The sequence below is a fragment of the Hominibacterium faecale genome, from assembly GCF_020734085.1.
Taxonomy (GTDB): domain Bacteria; phylum Bacillota; class Clostridia; order Peptostreptococcales; family Anaerovoracaceae; genus Hominibacterium; species Hominibacterium faecale.
In genome coordinates this window covers 47,295-66,044 of sequence record NZ_JAJAGH010000005.1, presented here as the reverse complement: position 1 = coordinate 66,044, position 18,750 = coordinate 47,295, and the positions used below count along the sequence as shown (strand labels likewise).

Sequence of the window (18,750 nt, the reverse complement as noted above, 5' to 3'; positions counted from 1 at the left end):
CAATGCAAAACAATATGGAAAAGAGCGAAACTGCATATATTGCGGCAACTGCGCAAATAGGAGAAGACTGCGTCATAGGCAAGGATGTGGTGATACACCACAATGTCATACTCTATCCGGGGACAAAGGTTGGCGCCGGGACAGAGATTTTTGACGGCGCCGTGATTGGCAGGCCGCCCAAAGGCGCCGGGAACCTGGTGCATAAACTGGAATCCAACTTCGAACCGGTGGAAATAGGGACAAGCTGCGTAATTGGAAGCAATGCAGTGATATATGCGGCAAACAGACTGGGAAATAATGTACTAATTGGAGACGGAGCGCAGCTAAGAGAGCATGGGGATATTGGTGACAATGCATTGATCGCGCGGCTATGTACAACGAACCATCATGTCATAGTAAAGGAAAATTCCAAAATAATGGATATGACACATATTACCGCTCGGACAGTTGTTGAGGAAGATGTGTTTGTGGGTGTAGGGGTCTGCTCTGCAAACGATAATACTATGAGGATAAAGGGAAGCGAAGTAGGTGAAGCGGCCATCATCACGCTGAAAAAGGGGTGCAAGATAGGGTCAGGAAGCACCCTCTTACCAGGAGTAACCGTTGGCAAGAATGCGGTGGTTGGCGCAGGTGCTGTTGTGACAAAAGATGTGCCAGAGACTTCAACGGTTATGGGAGTCCCTGCAAGAGTAACGGAGCAGGGGCATGGGTGATATCAGGAATTTTCGTGTTGGCGATAAAGCTGCTATTAAACAAAAGGTGACAAAACAGATAATCGAAGATTATGCGGATCTATCTGGAGATAGAAATCCGATTCATATGGATATTAAGTATGCGGAAAAAACGGTTTTTGGTGAAAGAATTGCACACGGCTTGTTTTGCCAAGCTCTCGTTTCCAACGTGATCGGCAATAAGCTGCCTGGAGAGGGGGCGATCTTATTAACAGAACGGATTAATTACAAAAAACCGGTTTATATTGGTGACGAAATCCAATGCGTCTGTGAGATCAAAGAGGTTCGACCAGCAAAAAACCAATGTTTGGTTGCATTTGACTGTATAAACCAATTGGAGGAATGTGTTTTAGATGGAGAAGCATTGGTGCTTTTACTATAATTTGAGAGAGCAGCAGGTAAGTTTTGATGAAAGAATTATTACATAAACTCGAAAAAGCAAGAAAAATTTTAGAAACCAAAAATATGATCTGCATCACGTCGGATTTGGATTGGGCGTCAGAATATGCAGCTCGTAAAGCCTTTGAATACTTTGATGAGAATCAGGTGAAAGTTACGGCATTTGTGACCAACCCCAACCCTGCAGTGGACGAATACGCAGAAAAAGGAACAATCAGGCTGGGCATTCATCCTAACTTTATGCATGGAAGCAGCCAGGGAAGAAGTTATGATGAGGTAATTGATTATTGTTTCAAACTAGTGCCGGAGGCGGACTGTTTCAGGGCGCATCGTTACTATGATGTTAATGACACGATGGACAAGCTTACAAAACGAGGCATTCTTTACGAATCAAATGTATGCACCCTTATGGATATCGTGCCGCCGTTTCTTCATCGCTCAAAAACCATCAGTTTTCCGATCTTTTGGGAGGACGGAGCTTTCTTATATTATTCAAAGGACTTTGACTTTTCCCTTATGAAAAAACAGCTGCTGTCGCCAGGGCTGAAGGTGATCAATATCCATCCGATGCACCTGCTGCTCAATACGCCGTATTTTTCATATACAAGAGAAATTAAAGACAGGCTGACCAGAGCAGAATGGAATCAGATGGACGAGTCTGCGATACAGAAACTTTCTTATCAGGGGGAAGGTATCGCAGACTATATTGACAAGATTATGGAGACGATATCAGTCAACAACTTAGAGACGGCTTTTTTAGAAGAAATTTACCAATGGATCCTTTCCCTTTAATAAAAAATAAAAAAAGTAGAAAACAATGAAAAAAATAATGTTAATTTTCGGCACGCGCCCAGAGGCGATCAAAATGTGCCCCTTAGTAAACGAGTTAAAAAAAGAAAAAGAACTGGAAACAATCGTCTGCGTTACCGGCCAGCACAGACAGATGCTGGATATGGTACTGGACGCTTTTGAAGTCACGCCGGACTATGATCTTTCCATTATGAAAGAAAAGCAGACCCTTTATGATGTAACGGACAGCGTACTGATGAAGATGAAGGAAGTACTGGAGCTGGCAAAGCCGGATGTGGTTCTTGTCCACGGCGACACCACAACCACCTTCGCAGCAGCTCTATCCTGCTTTTATCAGCAGATTGCGGTGGGACACGTTGAGGCAGGCCTGCGGACCTACAACCTCTACTCTCCCTTCCCGGAGGAATATAACCGGCAGGCAACCGGCATCATTGCCGACTATCACTTTGCCCCGACTCTGGCAGCAAAAGAAAACCTCCTTCGGGAAGGAAAAGATCATTCGCGCATTTATGTTACGGGAAACACAGGCATCGACGCGCTGAAAACAACTGTAAGGAAAGAATACCACCATGAGCTTCTGACATGGGCCCAAGACAGCCGCCTGATCATGCTAACCGCCCACCGGAGAGAAAACCTGGGCGAGCATCTTTACAGCATGTTTCGGGCCATCAAACGGATTGTAGATGAAACGCCGGATGTAAAAGTCATCTATCCGGTACACCTGAATCCGGTCGTGCGAAAAACGGCGCAGGACGTGTTCGGAGACAATGCCAGAATTCGTCTGACGGAACCTATGGAGGTCATTGATTTTCATAACTTTCTGGCGCGCTCCTATATGATTCTGACTGACAGCGGCGGCGTTCAGGAGGAAGCGCCGTCTCTTGGAAAGCCCGTGCTGGTAATGCGGGATACGACAGAGCGGCCGGAAGGTATCGAAGCCGGAACCCTGCGCCTTGTAGGAACAGAGGAAGAAACGATTTACAGGAATTTCAGACAGCTTCTGGACGACAGGGCTGAATATGAGAAAATGAGTCAGGCGAGCAACCCCTATGGGGATGGCAATGCCAGCCGTAGAATCGTAGAGGTGCTGAAATCAATTTAATCAGGAAAAGAGGAACCTACCATGCAAAACGATAACCGAAAACTACATATCCTGCCAAACTCAATCGGACTGCTGATTCTGGAGCTGATTGTTTTAATCGCGGACATCGTATTTCTGACTCTTGTGGCAGTGCTGGACATTCTGCCGATGGCGGCCAATATTGCGATCTTTGCGATTGTGATCATACTGACCGCTTTGATTTTCAAATTGTTAAACAGTAGAAAGGAAGGAACGAAACAGCGAAAGACAGGCGCTGTTTTATCCGTTTTGCTGATTCTGCTTCTTGGTATAGGGTGCTTTTATTTGTTTACCACCTACGCGGTCTTTCACAATATGAGCGATGAGGACAAACAATATGAATCCTTTTATGTAGTGGCGCTGAAGCATGGCGATTATAAAAAACTCAGTGATATTAAGGGGCAGACCGTTTTTACATACGAGAGTAATTCTTCGGTCTATAAGGAAGCGCAGGAAACCTTGAAAAAAGAGGCGGATGTAAATTATAAAGAAGTCGGCGGTTATATGAAGCTGCAGACAACTTTGATTGATGGAAAAGATAAGGAACATGACCGGATCATTTTTCTCAGCAGCAGCAATTATGATATGATCTGTGAATATGCAAAAGAATTTGAAGATAATACTAGAATTATTCATCAGGTTAAAATCGATATCCAGAATAAAGATCTAGCAAAGCGGGTTGGGATAACCAAAGAGCCGTTTAACGTCTATATCAGCGGCATTGATACCTATGGAGGAATCGGCAAGGTTTCGCGAAGCGACGTGAATATGATTATGACGGTGAATCCGCAGAAAAAGCAAATTTTGCTTACTTCCATTCCGCGGGACACTTATGTAGCGCTCCATTCTTATGGGCAGCTGGACAAACTGACCCATTCCGGGATTTATGGCATTGACGAAACTGTTTCTACAGTTGAAGACTGGCTGGACCTGGACATTAATTACTACATCCGGGTTAACTTTACATCACTGCAGGATATTGTGGATGCCATCGGTGGGATTGACGTAACCTCACCGCGCGCATTCAAGTCTTCCGTATCGGAGTATTCTTATAAGGAGGGAGAGAACCATCTGGACGGCGAAGCGGCTCTTTTCTTTGCTAGAGAAAGAAAGTCTTTTTCCGATGGCGACCAGGAACGGATTAAGAACCAGCAGCGTGTGTTAAGCGCAATCTTGGAAAAAGTGACAGGCAGCAGCGTGATTTTAACAAAATATACCCAGCTGTTGAATGCGGTTGGAGATGAAATTCAGACCAATCTAAACCAGAAAGACATCTCGTCCCTCGTTAGAATGCAGCTTTCGGATCTGGGTGGCTGGAGTATTGAAAGTATCTCAATCACCGGAAGAGGGACCTATGATTCGACTTACAGCATGGGAAGCAGACAGCTCTATGTTGTGATTCCGGATGACGCATCTGTGAAAGAGGCGCAGGAGCGGATTGAAGCTATTTTGGAAAAATAACCGAATCTAAATCTCAAAGGAACGAAACGGAGAAACCTCTCTAAATTTGATTGAAAAGAGGTTTCTTCATTTTGTCTGCCCCATGACAGAAGTAACCTTGCGGCCGTTTGCAAGATTCGGGCAATCCGGGGCTGCGGAGAGACACGATCAGAATGAAGCTGCTTTTTTTGGGTATCTGATCGTTTGACGGCTATTTGCCAAGATGCACCGGTTGGCTGCATAGAAGAGGGTCAGATTTCGCAATAAGCGGGCGCGTTTCCGTCTCTTTTCAGAAGGCGGCCGGAAGAAGGTATCGGTATGGAGGACAATTAGAATGAAATCCGACCTTTTATCATCCTGGCCACACCATTTCAGGCCCGGCCAGCGCCGCCAGGCTCTGAGCAAACTGGGGCTTGGAAAACTATCAAATTTAAAACGTTCTCATAAACATTATGATAGCCGGCGCAGCCTGTGCTGCCCAACGCGGCAAAGCGGTCCTATTTTCACTTTTTTTGCTGATTTATATTCGAAATGGCCAAAATCGTAATGCTTGTCCATATAAAAATTAAAGATTTTTCCTTCCGGCTGGGAGGGGCCTTATTTGCTTGCTGTATATTACGTGCCTCATCTGGAGAAGTTTGCACTAACTCGCTCCAAAATCCTTGACGTCTAGCCAGGGTTCCTCTTTTTTCCCCTTTTTTGACTCCAAAAGTCTAATTTTCTATGGACATTGACAGCTAAAAGGCCGGTTTCGAATAGAAATGGCGAAAATTTTTTATTTTGCCTGTTCTTTTATTATGTCAATGCACACGGGCCCGGCAAGTTCCTCCCGCGCCACATACAGGCTCATATCCTCCCGGGTCCGCATGGACCACTTGACCAAAGTGAGACAGCGCCCAGTAACCTCAATAGAGGTGACGCCGTAAGGGTGGACGCAGCTGCCCGTATTGAAATAAGGCGAATCCTTTGACCCGAGGCGAGGCCTGTGGGTGTGACCCGAAACGAGAAGGCGGCTCCGCTCTTCCGCCCAGAGAGAAAGCTTTTTTTCCGTTTTGTTCTTGCGCTGATTATTTTTGGCAGCGCTGGTGGGATCCAAAACGCCGAAATGCTCCAGCGGTTTCCACAAATAGCGCACCATCAGGCGGGAGAGCCGCCACAGATTGCAGTTGAGAAAATCAGCCTGATGGCCGTGAATCAGATAGAGATCGCCGTCGCCTTCCGAATCCTGGAGGATGAGCCCGGAGTAATGCTCGATTGCCGGAAAGCCGATAGGAGCCGGGTGCTGGTTCACCTTATCGTGATTGCCGTATAAAAAATAAAGCCGCCCCTGCTGATAAAACTGAAAGAGCAGCTCAAAGGTCTGGCTGTGGATTTGGATGATTTGCCGCAGATCGCGGTTTTCCCACAACTCATCACCGTCGCCCAATTCTATGTAGGTATAGCCCTTTCGAAAATAATATTCCAAAGCAGCGTAATAAAGATTCTGGTTTTTGAGAAAATTATCATTGGAAGTGCCGTTTCCCCGATGACAGTCGCTGACAAGAACATATCTGGTTTCATCGGAAAGAGGCAGATGGGGCACGTCGGAAAACGCCCGGTCAAGGCGCGAAAAATAGCTCATGCTTCAACCCTCCTATCTGCAGTTTATGCGGAAGGGGAGGAATTGGTCACAAAAAAACGCGCTATAATTATGTGTGAGAAAAGACAGAATGAGCCAGATGGTTTAAAAACGAACGGATTGCCGCCTGCTCCAGAGGCTTTTGCAAAAAGAGATTGATCCCGATTTCCTCTGCGGCGGGGATCGTTTCCTGATCGTCCTCCGAAATCAACAAGATCAGAGGAATTTCACCTCCGGCCGGATGGTCCGAATGGCGAATCTCCTTGGAAAGCTCAAAGCCGTTCATTCCGGTCAGTTTGGAGCCGATAAAAATTGCGCAATATGGATCCTCCTCCGAACCGCTGAACAAGTCCAAAGCCTCCAGCCCGTTGACAGACGTTTCACAGGTTCCGCCCATGGATTCGATCAGATCGGTGAGAATATGGCGATCCCAGGAATCGCCGGCAGCAACGAGGAAATGGCACCCTTCCAACAATGAATGACGAGGCGCTTCGATGGGCGAAAGCACACAGTAAAAATAAAGGCGTCCGCCTTCTTTTTGCTGAACCAGTTCCGCAGATAGATTAGTCCATTTATAAGTTCCGTCTTTGCAGAGGATGCGGCAGTCATAATTAAATAATTTTCCGTCTCGCATGGTAGCGATGATCTGACTGTAAAGGCGATCTACGTAATCAGGGTGAAAAATACTCAGCGAATCATCACAAGTTAAAGCCAAAAGGCCGCCCTTTTCATATCCGAACATGTCGTCGGCAGCCCGGTTGAAATGAAGGAACTTCAATTCGTCGGACAACATGAAAAGGCTGACTCCATAAGTGATTCCATCTAAAAGTTCAGCCGTGTACTGTCTGTTATTTTCAAAATCATGGAAAATATTTTTGTCCATAACGTTTCCTCCACTCACCCTAATCTTAATTATAAAGTGTGGAGCGAACATTGTCAATTTAAGCCAGGATTTGTTATAATTAGAAAATGCAGAAAAACACAGTATATTTATGGGAAAAGGCAGATAATAAGGTTATGAAATACGAAAAAGAACAAAGGACAACAATCTTTGTAGTAATTACTACAGCGTTTATTACAACATTTACCGGCAGCGCGCTCAACTTGTCCATCCCTGATATGGGGCATCATTTCAACGTGAGCGCCAGCTTTGTCGGCTGGCTGGTGACGGCCTATATGCTCACAGTGGCCGCTCTGTCGGTCCCCTTTGGGCGGATCGCTGACCTGACTTGCCGCAAGCGCATTCTGGTGATCGGGATTCTGATTTTCAGCTTGAGCTCCACCGCATCGGTATTCGGCATTTCCATGTGGATGCTGATCGGCCTGCGGATTTTACAGGGGCTGGGCGGCGCCATGATCTTCAGCACCAATACGGCTGTCCTCATCAGCGCTTTTCCGGGAAAGGATCGGGGCAAGGTTCTGGGCTACTCCATCGCTTCAACGTATGTGGGGCTTTCGGCGGGACCTGTGATCGGCGGCTTTCTCAATCACAATTTTGGATGGCGGTCGATCTTCGCCTTGACGGCGGTCATCGGTTTCGTTGTTTTGATCATTGCCTGGAGCAAGCTGCCAAAAGACAGCTGCGAGAGCAAAGGGGCCGACTACGACATTCTGGGAAATCTCCTTTACATCGGAATGATCGTCCTCACCATGTACGGACTATCCGATTTCAAAATGGAACTGCTTCCCATCGCGCTGGTGGCCTGCGGGCTGCTGCTGGGCGTTTTCTTTGTGCGCCATGAACTGAAAATAAAAAACCCGGTCGTGCAGGTGCGGATCTTTAAGAGCAACCTTGCTTACAGCTTTTCAAACCTGGCGGCGCTGCTCAACTACGGAGCGACCTTTGCCATCGGCTATCTCATGTCCATTTACCTGCAGGTGGTCATGGGATACAGCTCGCAGGCTGCCGGATTTATCCTTATTGCCCAGCCGGCCCTGATGGCCATCCTATCGCCCTATACCGGCAGGCTGTCCGACCGCATATCGCCCTTTAAGCTGGCCTCCTTCGGCATGGGTCTGTGCGCCGCCGGCGTGTTGATTTTTGCCTTTGTGGGTATGAATACGCCGCTGTGGGTCATCATCGGAGCGCTGGTCATTACGGGCATCGGCTTTGCTTTCTTTTCGTCGCCCAACACCAATGCGGTCATGGCCTGCGTGGAAGCCAAGGATTACGGGGTAGCGTCGTCCATTCTGGCGACCATGCGCTCTATTGGCCATACTTCCAGCATGGTTATCGTAACCGTGATCGTATCCAGATACATGGGAAGCCAGGCTCTGTCCGATGCCCAGCCGGAGCTTTTGATCCGTACCATGCATACTGCTTTTCTGATCTTTGCGGGGATCTGCGCCGCCGGCGTGTTCATATCCCTCAAACGTAAGAGCGGGAAAAAAGAGACTGAGAAAGGAAATTAATATTCATGTTTGAAGCGAAAATACAAGAATATAAAGACGATTTGATCAAAGATTTGCTGGGGTGCGTGGCTATCAACAGCGTGCGTGGAGCGGCAGGACCTGAAGCGCCCTTCGGCCCAGGACCCCGGGAAGCGCTGGAATATACCCTTAATCTGGCGGAATCCATGGGGTTTCGTACCTGCAATCTTGACAATATGATCGGATACGCCGAATATGGGGAGGGCAGTGAAATGATTGGAATTCTCGGCCATCTGGATGTTGTGCCGCTGGGCGGGGGCTGGGATCATGATCCTTTAGGCGAGCTTTGCGGGGACCGCATTTATGGCCGGGGAACGCTGGATGATAAGGGACCCATGATCGGCGCGCTGTATGGTCTGAAAGCGATCAAGGAATCCGGTGTTTCTTTGAAGCGCAGGATCCGCCTGATCTTCGGAACCAATGAAGAAAACGGAGATGAGGATGTGGACCGCTATAAAGAAACGGAAGAACTGCCTGTCATGGGCTTTACGCCCGATGCGGATTATCCGGTTATTTTTTCCGAAAAAGGGTTGGCTTGCTTTCGAATCGAATGTCCGCTGGACTCAGGCGTTTTAGTCGCAGCTCAGGCGGGAGAGGCAGTAAATCAGGTGCCGGCTCTTGCAAAAGCGAAACTGCGCTTTGCAGACGGAACGGAAAAACAGCTGGAAGCCCGGGGAAAATCGGCCCATGCCAGCACGCCCTGGGAGGGTGAAAACGCCATTGCAAAGTTGATGAAGCAGCTTGCGGATTATCAGCTCCCGGAAGATTTGAAGGCATTTGTGGACTTTTTCAATACTTGCGCAGGAAGCCAAACGGATGGCCATGATCTGGGCATCGGCCGGGATGAAGGAAAATTCGGCGCAGTGACAGTCAACGCCGGCCTCCTGAAAGGCGATGAAAGACACATTGCCGTTTCCTTTGACTGCCGCTATCCCTACGGAATGGATTTCAAGGAAGCCTTTCAAAAGGTGGAAGAAAAAGCAGCATCCTTTGGCCTTCATGCCAAGCTGGAACGGTTGGAACAGCCGCTGTATGTGCCGGAGGAAAGCGTTTTGGTGCGGACCCTCCAGAGGATTTACCAGGAGCAGACCCAGACTGAGGCCGAGCCCATCGCCATCGGCGGCGGCACCTACGCCAAGACGATGGAAAATATTGTTGCCTTTGGCCCGATTTTTCCGGGACAGGACAATGTGATCCATCAGAAAAACGAATATATATCCATCCCCAATCTGCTGAAAAACACCCGCATCATGGCACAGGCCATGTATGAGCTGGCAAATGCTTGATGAGTGTGGGCCAGGGGCTGGCCCGCTCATCAGGCTCATTGATGCGGGTATAAAAACTGGAAAATTTTTGTTTTCTGTATCTGTTTTCAACACATATAAAGGCTAATTTTCTCAAAACCTGTGAAAATTCATCAAAAGCGCCTTTTCCACTCAAAAATCCACAGTAGCAGCCCTTGCCAGGCTGTAATTTTGATACAAAAAATAAAAAGGATTAGCTTTTTGCAACCCGGCCGCTTATCTGCATCCATAAATCCCAAAAAATTATTGACAAACGATAATATCCGCAGTATATTAAACATATAATTATCGTTTTACAATAATTAAGAGGTGTGTTTATGAATGAAAGAAGTGTAAAAAAACTAACCGCGGCAGCAGCGATCGTTGCTCTGATTGCTGCGCTCCTGCTCATTTACGGGGCAGGGGTCCAAAACGGACTGGAAGCGGTCGCCTGGCCCTTTACCAAAATCGCCGCTGGCCTGAGAACCATCTCTTTATCGGGAGACGCAGGCAACGTGGCGGCAATCGTCCTTTACCTTGTCATCTGCCTGATCCCATGCGGATTTCTGGTGCGCCGCTGCATAAAAAAGCGGGCATCTGCTGCCGACATTCTGCTGGCCTTCATGAGCATATGGCTGCTGTTCCTGCTCTATATGATGATCAACCCAGGGCGAATGACCCTGCTGTTTTCCATCCCGGAAAGCATCATGCAGACAGCCGGCAGCGTCACCCTATCCCTTTTGCTTTACAGTTTCCTCATCGGCTATCTGGCCCTGCGGCTCATGCACAAAATAGAGAGCAGGCAGTCCGAAAGTCTGATGAAATGGATGAGCGGGATTCTGACGGCATTGGCGGTCTTTTACACGTTTCTCGCCGTATACGGAGCCGTCTTTGCCTGTCTGGCCCAGTCCGCCGGGGCAAACGCAGCTTACGGATATGAGGGACTGGACATGGGCGGGCAAGCCATATCTGAAGCATTGGCCATCGGCCTTTCCGCGCTGCGATTGATTCCGGTCCTGTTTATCCTCAAAACAATATTTGCCGCAGTGGCGATCCTGGACAGCATGAGCGGTGAGCCCTACAGTGAAGCCATCGTGGAAAACACCAGGCGGCTGTCGCAAAACGCCAGAAATACGGTCATCGCATCCGTGATCTGCGGCCTTTTTCTCGGAGCAGTCCAGCTGCTGGCGGGAACCTGGATCAGCAAAGTGGAAATCACCATCGACTTTCCCTTCCTGCCCATGATCCTGGCGCTGGCGGCTATGATCTTGGCAAGATACATGCAGGAACACAATGCTTTGTACGAAGACAAACAATCCATCATTTAAGGAGTCAGAAATGGCGATACAGATCCATCTGGATGAAGTTTTGAAACGGAATAAAATGACCTCCAAGCAGCTTGCGCGGCAGATCGGCATCACAGAAGCCAACCTGTCCATTTTGCGCAGCGGCAAGGCAAAGGGGGTGCGTTTTGAAACGCTGAATAAAATCTGCTGCTATTTAAAGTGTGATGTGGGGGAAATCCTCAGCTGTGACGGAAGACTGGAGGAAGAAAATGAATAAAAGAAGGATAAAGGCAGCTCTGCTGCTGACGCTGCTCCTGGCCGCAGGGACGCTCTGCGGATGCAGCCTGGCCGACGAAACCATGCAGGCGGACAGCGCAGATGATCATGCCTGTGGGGTTTATGTGATCCGCCGGTCCCAGCAGGAAGCGCTGGACAAAAAACGGTACAATGAACAAGGAGATTTCATCAAAAATTACGCGCAGATGAAAAATACCGGAGACGGCACCTTGTTCAATTTTGAGGGAGTTGACGGTGAATATCTGCTGGTTCAGCAGGCGGACGGCGCCGCAAGCGTAACTAAAAGCGAGGCCATGGCGGACAGCGGGCTTCGGGTGGAAGGAAATGAACAAACGGGAGCGGAAAACCTGGAAGAACAAAAAAATGTCGTCTGCGGAACGGTCCATTTTGTAAGGGGATCTGAAAGTGAATTCCTCTGCTGTTTTATCCGCAAAGACAAGAAAGGCTATTACCTGGGAGAGCAGGCTACCGCAGGGATCGACGCAGTTTTAGGAGGCAGCCTCGGCGGGGAAGCTTCCTGGACTGTAACCGAAAACAACAGCCGCATTACCAAAACCTTCGCCTACGAGGTGAATTTTGAGGAAGAAGATCCTGTCCTCAGCGTGGCTGCAAAGGAGATGGACGGCCGTGACCAGGTGGTGAAAACCACAGAAATTCAGTTTAAAGACGATGGGTATCATCTCAAGCTAAAGCCTCAGACCCAGTATGTGATCGTAGAAGAGACAGCCAAAGACCAAAAAGGCAAAGAGATTAAGAAACGCAGCATTTATGATTGGAGCAAGAGCGAGGATGGAGAGGAACTCACCCATTACAGCTACGTTTCCCATAAGTCAGGCATCCTCAAGCCCCAGGAACTCATCTTCACCAAATAGGGCTGCCGGGAAAAAAGATTAAATTCTGAATAATCCGATATTGACAATGACCAATATTTTCTTGTACAATGTATACAATTAACTGTTGCTTTAATGTGAGAAAGTGTAAGCGGGGAGGTAATACATTTAAAGATGCGAGAAAAACTGAACAACATATGCAGGGAATTTTCAATTCCATTGATCTTGGGTGTGGCGTGCGCGATGCTTTGCGCCAACCTGTTTCCAAATCTATACCACCATGTGATTCATGAGCCGCTGTGGGGAGATACCGTTAGTCTCCATTGGCTGGTAAATGATATCTTCATGGTGTTTTTCTTTGCCATCGCGGGAGTGGAAATCGTCAACAGCCTGTCCAAAGGCGGTTCGCTCAATCCACTGAAAAAAGCCGTCGCTCCCTTGATGGCCACGGCGGGAGGCGTGCTGTTTCCGGCGGCAGTCTTTCTGCTGATCAACTGGGCGGCCGGCGACACCGCTTACGCTTCGGGATGGGGAATCTGCACGGCTACGGATATTGCCCTGGCATGGCTGGCAGCCAGAGTAATTTTCGGCAAGCTTCATCCTGCCGTCAACTTTCTGCTGCTCCTGGCAGTAGCCGACGATGCCATCGGCCTGGTCATTATCGCCATTTTTTACCCCGAACCGGGCAGCTCCGTTCAGCCTTTGTGGCTGGTGCTGGTATTGGCGGCAATGGCCCTTGCTCTGGGGCTTCGAAAGCTGCGCGTCCGTTACTTCGAACCATATGTTCTCCTTTGCGGAACCATCAGCTGGCTGGGAATGTACCAATCGGGCCTTCACCCGGCTCTGGCACTTGTGTTCATTATTCCCTTTCTTCCCAAATCAGGAACCAGCGTACATCAAAATGATGAACATGGCCCGGACCATACCCAGGGAAAATCCGCCCTTCATACCTTTGAACAAAGGATCGGCGCCATGGTCGACTATGGTCTGTTTTTCTTTGGCTTTACCAACGCAGGGGTAGAACTGGGAAGCTTGTCATCTTTAAGCCTGATTATTTTCCTCGCATTTCTCGTAGGCAAGAGCGGAGGCGTAATGCTGTTCACCTGGCTGGCTGTAAAATTAAAGGCTGCCCTGCCGGAAGGCATGAGCTTTAAAGATGTGGCCGTAGTGGGCTTTATCAGCGGCATCGGCCTGACCGTGGCCCTGTTCGTCTCAGAAAATGCCTTCATGGATTCAAAGCTGACGGATGCGGCCAAGATGGGGTCCCTTTTGAGCCTTTTGACCGCGATTCCGGCAGCGATTGTCGCCAGAATCTGCAAGGTAGGGCGATGGCAAAGAGAACCCGGCCGGCGCCTGGAAAGGCTGTGCGGAGAATCATGAAAGGGGAGGTTCACAAACCTCCTTTTTTTTGTTAGTATAGGGGCATATGCGTTATGAGCAAAAAAGGATGGCGAGAACCTATGAAAAAAATATTACTAATTGAAGACGACCAGGCGCTGAACGCAGGGCTGACCTATGACCTGGAGGCGGAAAATTACCGGGTCTATTCGGCTTATTCGCTGGCGGAAGGAATGGAGCTTTTAGACAAAAATCAAGTGGATCTGATTCTCCTGGATGTGAACCTGCCCGACGGGGAGGGCTATGATCTGTGCAGGGGCGTGAAAGCGCAGATGGGTACACCGGTCATTTTTCTCACTGCCCGCGACTTGGATGAGGACGAGCTGAAAGGCTTTGACTGCGGCGCCGATGATTATATTACAAAACCCTTTAACATGGAGGTTTTACACAAGCGGATCCAGGTCGCTTTGCGAAAACATGCGCCCAAGGCCCAGAATACCCGATACAGCGACGGCTATTTGATGATTGATTTCGGAAAGATGGTTTTAAAAAAGGAAGGACGGATTTTATCCCTCACGCCCACGGAATTTAAAATACTGAATCTTTTAATCGCAAGCAAAGACAGGGTTTTGACCAAACAGCTGCTGCTGGAAAAAATTTGGGACAGCGAAGGCAATTTTGTCGATGAACATGTGGTGGCGGTGAACATCAACCGGCTGCGGAAAAAGATTGAAGATGAGAACCATTCCTATATCAAAACCTTGTACGGCATGGGATATCAATGGACAGGAGGCGGCTTTTGATGGAACGGATCCTATTGGCTGCTGGTATCCTTCTTTTGCTGATCAACATTGGCATCGTCATCTGGATGCGTCGAAAGCTTGTCACATATACGTCCCGGATCATGGAGAGCCTGGAAGGGATGATCACAGGGAAAAAAGACCTGTTTTTAGAAGAAGAAACCGATACCTTAATGTCCAAGATTCAGGTGAAAATGCGGCAGCTTTACGAAATTTTTGAAATGCGTGCACAGCAGCTTCACCAGGAGAAAAGCGAGCTGCAGGAAATCGTTTCCGACATCTCACATCAGGTGAAAACCCCCATATCCAACGTTCGTATGTATCATCAGATTTTGATGAGCCGGGAAATGCCGGAAGCAAAACGAACCGAATTCCTCCAGGCAGCCGACTCCCAGGTGGAAAAACTGGATTCCCTGATGCAGAGCATGATCAAGCTTTCCCGGCTGGAAACGGGGCTGATCGATGTTTCGCCAAAACCTTCCTCCATCTACCCGATGATTCAGCAGGCGGTCTGCGATATTGCCCTCAAGGCCGAGGCAAAGAAGATCAATATCACAGTGAATTGCAGCGAAGAGATCCGGGCGCTCTGCGACAGCAAATGGACCCTGGAGGCGGTTTTCAATCTTCTGGACAACGGGGTCAAATACAGCCGGGAAGGCGGGCATATTCACATCGATGTTTCAGAAACCGATTTCTTTGTGAAGATCGCAGTCAGAGATGACGGGAAGGGTATTGAGCCGGACCATTTCAATCAGATCTTCCAGCGTTTTTACCGGGAGAACGATGTTCGCCAGATCGAAGGGGTGGGCCTGGGCCTGTTTTTGACCAGGAAGATCATAGAAAGCCAGAGAGGCTTTCTGGACGTAACCTCTGTTGTTGGAGAAGGTTCCGTCTTTTCCATACATTTGCCCTGCCTGGCATGATGGAAAGATTATCACAAACCTGTAACAATGTTGAGAAGTGTTTGTGATAATCTTTTTGTATACTACAGGTATCAAAATAAAGAGAGGTATCACAATGAGCTGTATTTTACAGGCAAAGAATTTAAAAAAATATTATGGAAAAGAACCCAACCTTACAAAAGCACTGGACGGTGTCAGCTTGGATATTGAACAGGGCGAATTCGCCGCCATCGTCGGGACTTCGGGTTCGGGAAAATCCACGTTGCTCAATATGCTGGGCGGTCTGGACACGCCCACCTCAGGCAGCGTTTCCATTCGCGGCAAAGAAATCGAACATATGAACGACGAACAGCTGACCGTATTCCGCCGCCGTAATATCGGTTTTATCTTTCAGGACTACAATTTGGTTCCTGTTCTCAATGTATATCAAAACATCATCCTTCCCATTGAGCTGGACGGCAATCCGGTGGATCGGGATCATATCGATCAGATCATCCGTTTGCTTCATTTGGAAGAAAAACTTTCCAACCTGCCCAGCAATTTGTCCGGCGGGCAGCAGCAGAGAGTGGCCATTGCCAGAGCTTTAGCCAGCAAACCGGCTATCATTCTCGCCGACGAACCGACGGGCAATCTGGATTCTAAGACCAGTCAGGATGTGCTGCGCCTGATGAAGCTTTCGTGCAAACAGTTTCACCAGACTTTGGTTATGATCACCCACAATCCTGAAATCGCGCTGATGGCAGATCGCATGATCCGCATTGAGGACGGACGGATCGCCGGAAGGACGCAGCCTGGTAAAAAACTGGGAGGTGGGGAAGATGCTGCAAAATAATAATAAGCGGTTTATTAAGACCCTTTCCCAAAGCTGCCTCAAGGCCAGCCGCTCGCGGAATATCATCGCTGTCATCGCCATTATTCTTACGACCATGCTCTTTACTTCCGTGGCGACTGTGCTCCAGGGCAGCATGTACTGCTATAAACAACAGACCATCCGCCAATCGGGAAGCCAGGCCATGGTTTCTCTCAAGTACATGCCCCAGAAAAAAGCAGAGCAGATCATGGAAAATCCCGCTTTTAAAGATGTGGGCGCCATGCGCTTTGTAGGGACCGGAACCGATCCCAGACTGACCCGTATGGCGGTGAACGTGTCCCAGATCGACGAAATCCTTTATAAAATGAATTTTATGGAGCTGAAAGAGGGAAAGCTCCCCCAAACCGCTGATCAGGTGGTCTTGGATACGGTGACCATGGATTTGCTCAAGCTTCCCCATGAGACAGGCGTTTCCTTTGATCTTCATTATGAAGTGAATGGAAAAGAAAAGGTGAAGCAGGTCCAGGTAAGCGGGTTCTGGGAGGGAGAAAAAAACGCTTCCATGACTTACATCGGTGTATCCAAGTCGTTTGCTGATTCAGCCCTTTTAGGTGTTTCCAACCCCAGGCCCGGCGAAGCCAAAGCAGGCGCCCTGGTGATCATGGGCACCCTCAAGGATGATACACATATTCAGGAGCAGCTGGACAGCATCGTCCAAAGCGCCGGATACGATCCGGCAGCAGAGGTGGGCGAAGCTGACTTCATAAAAGCTAACGTCAATCCGGCTTACGAGCGGGTGGACACTGTGGACCCCGGGCTTGTGGCAGGCGTGATCGGAGCCGCGATTCTCATTCTGCTGGCCGGCTACCTGATTATCTACAATATTTTTCAGATTTCGGTGCTCAAGGACATCCGTCTCTACGGGCAGCTGAAAACCATCGGCGCTTCGCCCAAACAGCTGGCGTATATCGTAAAGCGGCAGGGTATAAAGCTGTCGATCATCGGTATACCGGCGGGTCTGATTTTTGGATGGCTGCTGGGAAACGGGCTGCTGCCTCTGATCATGCAGACACTGGACGGCAAGACCGCTTATTTTGTGCCTCCCAATATCTGGGTCATGGTGATTTCCGGGCTATTTGCGCTGTTTACCGTATGGATCAGCTGTCAGCGTCCCGGCCGTACAGCCGCAAAGATTTCTCCCATCGAAGCGCTCCGGTATAGCGGACAGAAGGAGAGCAAAAAGACGGTCAAGAGCGGGAAAGAATCGCGCATGCGCATCGCCCAGATGGCGATTGCCAATCTGACAGGCAGCAAAGGAAAGACAGCTCTGGTGGTTCTGTCCATCGCTCTCAGTATCGTGATTTTTAACAGCGTGCTCAACTTTACCGGCAGCTTTGATCAAAATACCTTCGTCAAAGGCCGGGTGGCAGCGGATTTTGCGGCAAGCAGTTCCGATTCCGGGCGAGGAGATGAATCAAACTATATGCTTTCTCAGGACTTTGTCCGCTTTATTCAAACACAGCCTCAGGTAAAGGACTTGTCCAACGTCTATTATTACCATGATACCAGTGGAAATATCGAGGAAACCGCCTCTGTGAAAACCAGGAACGGCAAACCTTATGAAGATGATAACGATTCGGGCGGAAAACAGGTCTATGGCTTTGATGAGAATGCCTTGAAGCGCTGCAAAGTCTTTGACGGCAAACTTGATTTGGAGAAATTTGCTTCCGGAAAATATGTGCTGGAAATTGGGTATCTGGATGATAAAGGGCAGGAAGCGGATATGGACGGCTTTACCCTTCGCCCTGGAGACCGGATCAGCGTTGATTTTCACGGAAAGCAGCGGGAATATGAGGTGATGGCCTGCGTTGCGGTCCAGTACTCCATGCTCTATGACGCCAGCTATGGCGACTACGCAGGTCTGCTGCTTACGGCTGAGCAGTTCCAGTCCCTTTATCCGGAAGCAAACCGGCCCATTCGCTGCATCTTTGATGCCCAGGAGGGCAAATTCGGTGCGCTGAAAGAAGCCATTGAGGGCTATCAGGATCGGCCGGGCGCCAATATCCGGGTCATTTCCAGAGAAAGCGTGGACAAGGACTTTAAGGAGCTCAAGCAAACCTTCAGTATGAGCGGCGCAGTGATTGCCGGCATCTTTGGGATCATCGGAATCCTCAACCTGCTCAATGTGATTTTGACCGGCGCCATTGCAAGGCAGAGGGAATTCGCAGTGATGCAAAGCATCGGCATGACCAGAAAACAGCTGCGAAAACTCTTTGTACTGGAAGGGCTGTTCTACGCCGCCGCTGCCGTGATCGCAGGAATCCTGCTCAGCGCTGCTGTCTCTGCGACCATTGTAAAAGGGATGACTGCCGGGTGGTGGTTCGCGTCTTACCATATGACGCTGCTTCCCGCCTGCGGGCTGGTGCCGGTGTATCTGCTGGCTGCGGTTGCCATCTCGGCCTTTGTGGACCGTATGTGGAATAAGGACAGCGTGGTGGAGCGCCTCAGGCGCAGCAAGTAAGTGTGTGTTGGTTTAATGTTTGTTTTTTATGGGTCGGCTCCGGGGGTGGGGCCGGCTCGCTAGATCTGGGGGCCGGGTCTGGGCCCCTCAAATCGAAAAAAGGCCAGATTGCGGAAAACTTTTGAAAAACTTTG

Annotated in this window: 17 protein-coding genes; 15 read left to right on the top strand and 2 right to left on the bottom strand. The window is 49.0% G+C overall.

The annotated features are described in order from the left end of the window. Positions 1-2 precede the first annotated feature (2 nt). From LG211_RS05505 to LG211_RS05485, 5 genes are read left to right on the top strand one after another with little or no spacing between them, the layout of a single operon-like run. The gene (locus LG211_RS05505) at positions 3-713 is read left to right on the top strand and encodes an N-acetyltransferase (RefSeq protein WP_269477112.1); all 711 of its coding nucleotides are present in this window, start codon (positions 3-5) and stop codon (positions 711-713) included. Continuing rightward, positions 706-1,113: a MaoC family dehydratase gene (locus tag LG211_RS05500; RefSeq protein WP_253020435.1), complete on the top strand. Its 408-nt coding sequence runs from the start codon at positions 706-708 to the stop codon at positions 1,111-1,113. The genes LG211_RS05505 and LG211_RS05500 overlap by 8 nt, the downstream gene beginning before the upstream one ends. 26 nt (positions 1,114-1,139) lie before the next feature. Then, a complete protein-coding gene (locus tag LG211_RS05495; protein ID WP_148396079.1) occupies positions 1,140-1,922 on the top strand; it encodes a polysaccharide deacetylase WbmS family protein in 783 nt (260 codons plus the stop codon). A 25-nt stretch (positions 1,923-1,947) separates the two neighbouring features. Continuing rightward, a complete protein-coding gene (wecB, locus tag LG211_RS05490; protein WP_253020434.1) occupies positions 1,948-3,042 on the top strand; it encodes a non-hydrolyzing UDP-N-acetylglucosamine 2-epimerase in 1,095 nt (364 codons plus the stop codon). Positions 3,043-3,063: 21 nt separating this feature from the next. Then, entirely contained in the window at positions 3,064-4,521 is a 1,458-nt protein-coding gene (locus LG211_RS05485; RefSeq protein WP_269477111.1) for an LCP family protein, read from the top strand. Positions 4,522-5,275: 754 nt separating this feature from the next. On the opposite strand, the gene LG211_RS05480 is transcribed toward LG211_RS05485, so the two are convergent. Together LG211_RS05480 and LG211_RS05475 are read right to left on the bottom strand one after the other, a co-directional pair. Then, on the bottom strand, positions 5,276-6,121 hold the full coding sequence (locus LG211_RS05480; RefSeq protein WP_148396082.1) for a metallophosphoesterase: 846 nt from the start codon (positions 6,119-6,121) through the stop codon (positions 5,276-5,278). 67 nt (positions 6,122-6,188) lie between these two features. Next, positions 6,189-7,001, bottom strand: a complete 813-nt coding sequence (locus tag LG211_RS05475) for a PAS domain-containing protein (RefSeq protein WP_253020432.1) — start codon at positions 6,999-7,001, stop codon at positions 6,189-6,191. Positions 7,002-7,135: 134 nt separating this feature from the next. On the opposite strand from LG211_RS05475, the gene LG211_RS05470 reads away from it, so the two are divergent. From LG211_RS05470 to LG211_RS05425, 10 genes are all read left to right on the top strand, one after another. Then, positions 7,136-8,530: an MFS transporter gene (locus LG211_RS05470; RefSeq protein WP_148396084.1), complete on the top strand. Its 1,395-nt coding sequence runs from the start codon at positions 7,136-7,138 to the stop codon at positions 8,528-8,530. A 5-nt stretch (positions 8,531-8,535) separates the two neighbouring features. After that, positions 8,536-9,834: a Sapep family Mn(2+)-dependent dipeptidase gene (locus tag LG211_RS05465; RefSeq protein WP_269477110.1), complete on the top strand. Its 1,299-nt coding sequence runs from the start codon at positions 8,536-8,538 to the stop codon at positions 9,832-9,834. 335 nt (positions 9,835-10,169) lie between these two features. Next, complete coding sequence (locus LG211_RS05460) at positions 10,170-11,159, top strand: hypothetical protein (protein WP_148396086.1); 990 nt, start codon at positions 10,170-10,172, stop codon at positions 11,157-11,159. A gap of 10 nt (positions 11,160-11,169) precedes the next feature. Then, positions 11,170-11,394: a helix-turn-helix domain-containing protein gene (locus LG211_RS05455; protein ID WP_148396087.1), complete on the top strand. Its 225-nt coding sequence runs from the start codon at positions 11,170-11,172 to the stop codon at positions 11,392-11,394. Beyond that, complete coding sequence (locus LG211_RS05450; RefSeq protein WP_148396088.1) at positions 11,387-12,286, top strand: hypothetical protein; 900 nt, start codon at positions 11,387-11,389, stop codon at positions 12,284-12,286. The genes LG211_RS05455 and LG211_RS05450 overlap by 8 nt, the downstream gene beginning before the upstream one ends. A 132-nt stretch (positions 12,287-12,418) precedes the next feature. Continuing rightward, the gene (locus LG211_RS05445; RefSeq protein ID WP_148396089.1) at positions 12,419-13,624 is read left to right on the top strand and encodes a Na+/H+ antiporter NhaA; all 1,206 of its coding nucleotides are present in this window, start codon (positions 12,419-12,421) and stop codon (positions 13,622-13,624) included. An 80-nt stretch (positions 13,625-13,704) separates the two neighbouring features. Further along, positions 13,705-14,385, top strand: coding sequence for a response regulator transcription factor (locus LG211_RS05440; RefSeq protein ID WP_148396090.1), 681 nt, complete (start codon positions 13,705-13,707; stop codon positions 14,383-14,385). Then, a complete protein-coding gene (locus tag LG211_RS05435) occupies positions 14,385-15,305 on the top strand; it encodes a sensor histidine kinase (RefSeq protein WP_148396245.1) in 921 nt (306 codons plus the stop codon). Before LG211_RS05440 ends, LG211_RS05435 begins: the two co-directional genes overlap by 1 nt. Before the next feature lie 94 nt (positions 15,306-15,399). Further along, positions 15,400-16,116: an ABC transporter ATP-binding protein gene (locus tag LG211_RS05430; RefSeq protein WP_148396091.1), complete on the top strand. Its 717-nt coding sequence runs from the start codon at positions 15,400-15,402 to the stop codon at positions 16,114-16,116. Beyond that, positions 16,103-18,616 carry an ABC transporter permease gene (locus LG211_RS05425; protein ID WP_269477109.1) on the top strand — a complete coding sequence of 838 codons (2,514 nt, stop codon included), beginning with the start codon at positions 16,103-16,105 and terminating at the stop codon, positions 18,614-18,616. The genes LG211_RS05430 and LG211_RS05425 overlap by 14 nt, the downstream gene beginning before the upstream one ends. Positions 18,617-18,750 lie beyond the last annotated feature (134 nt).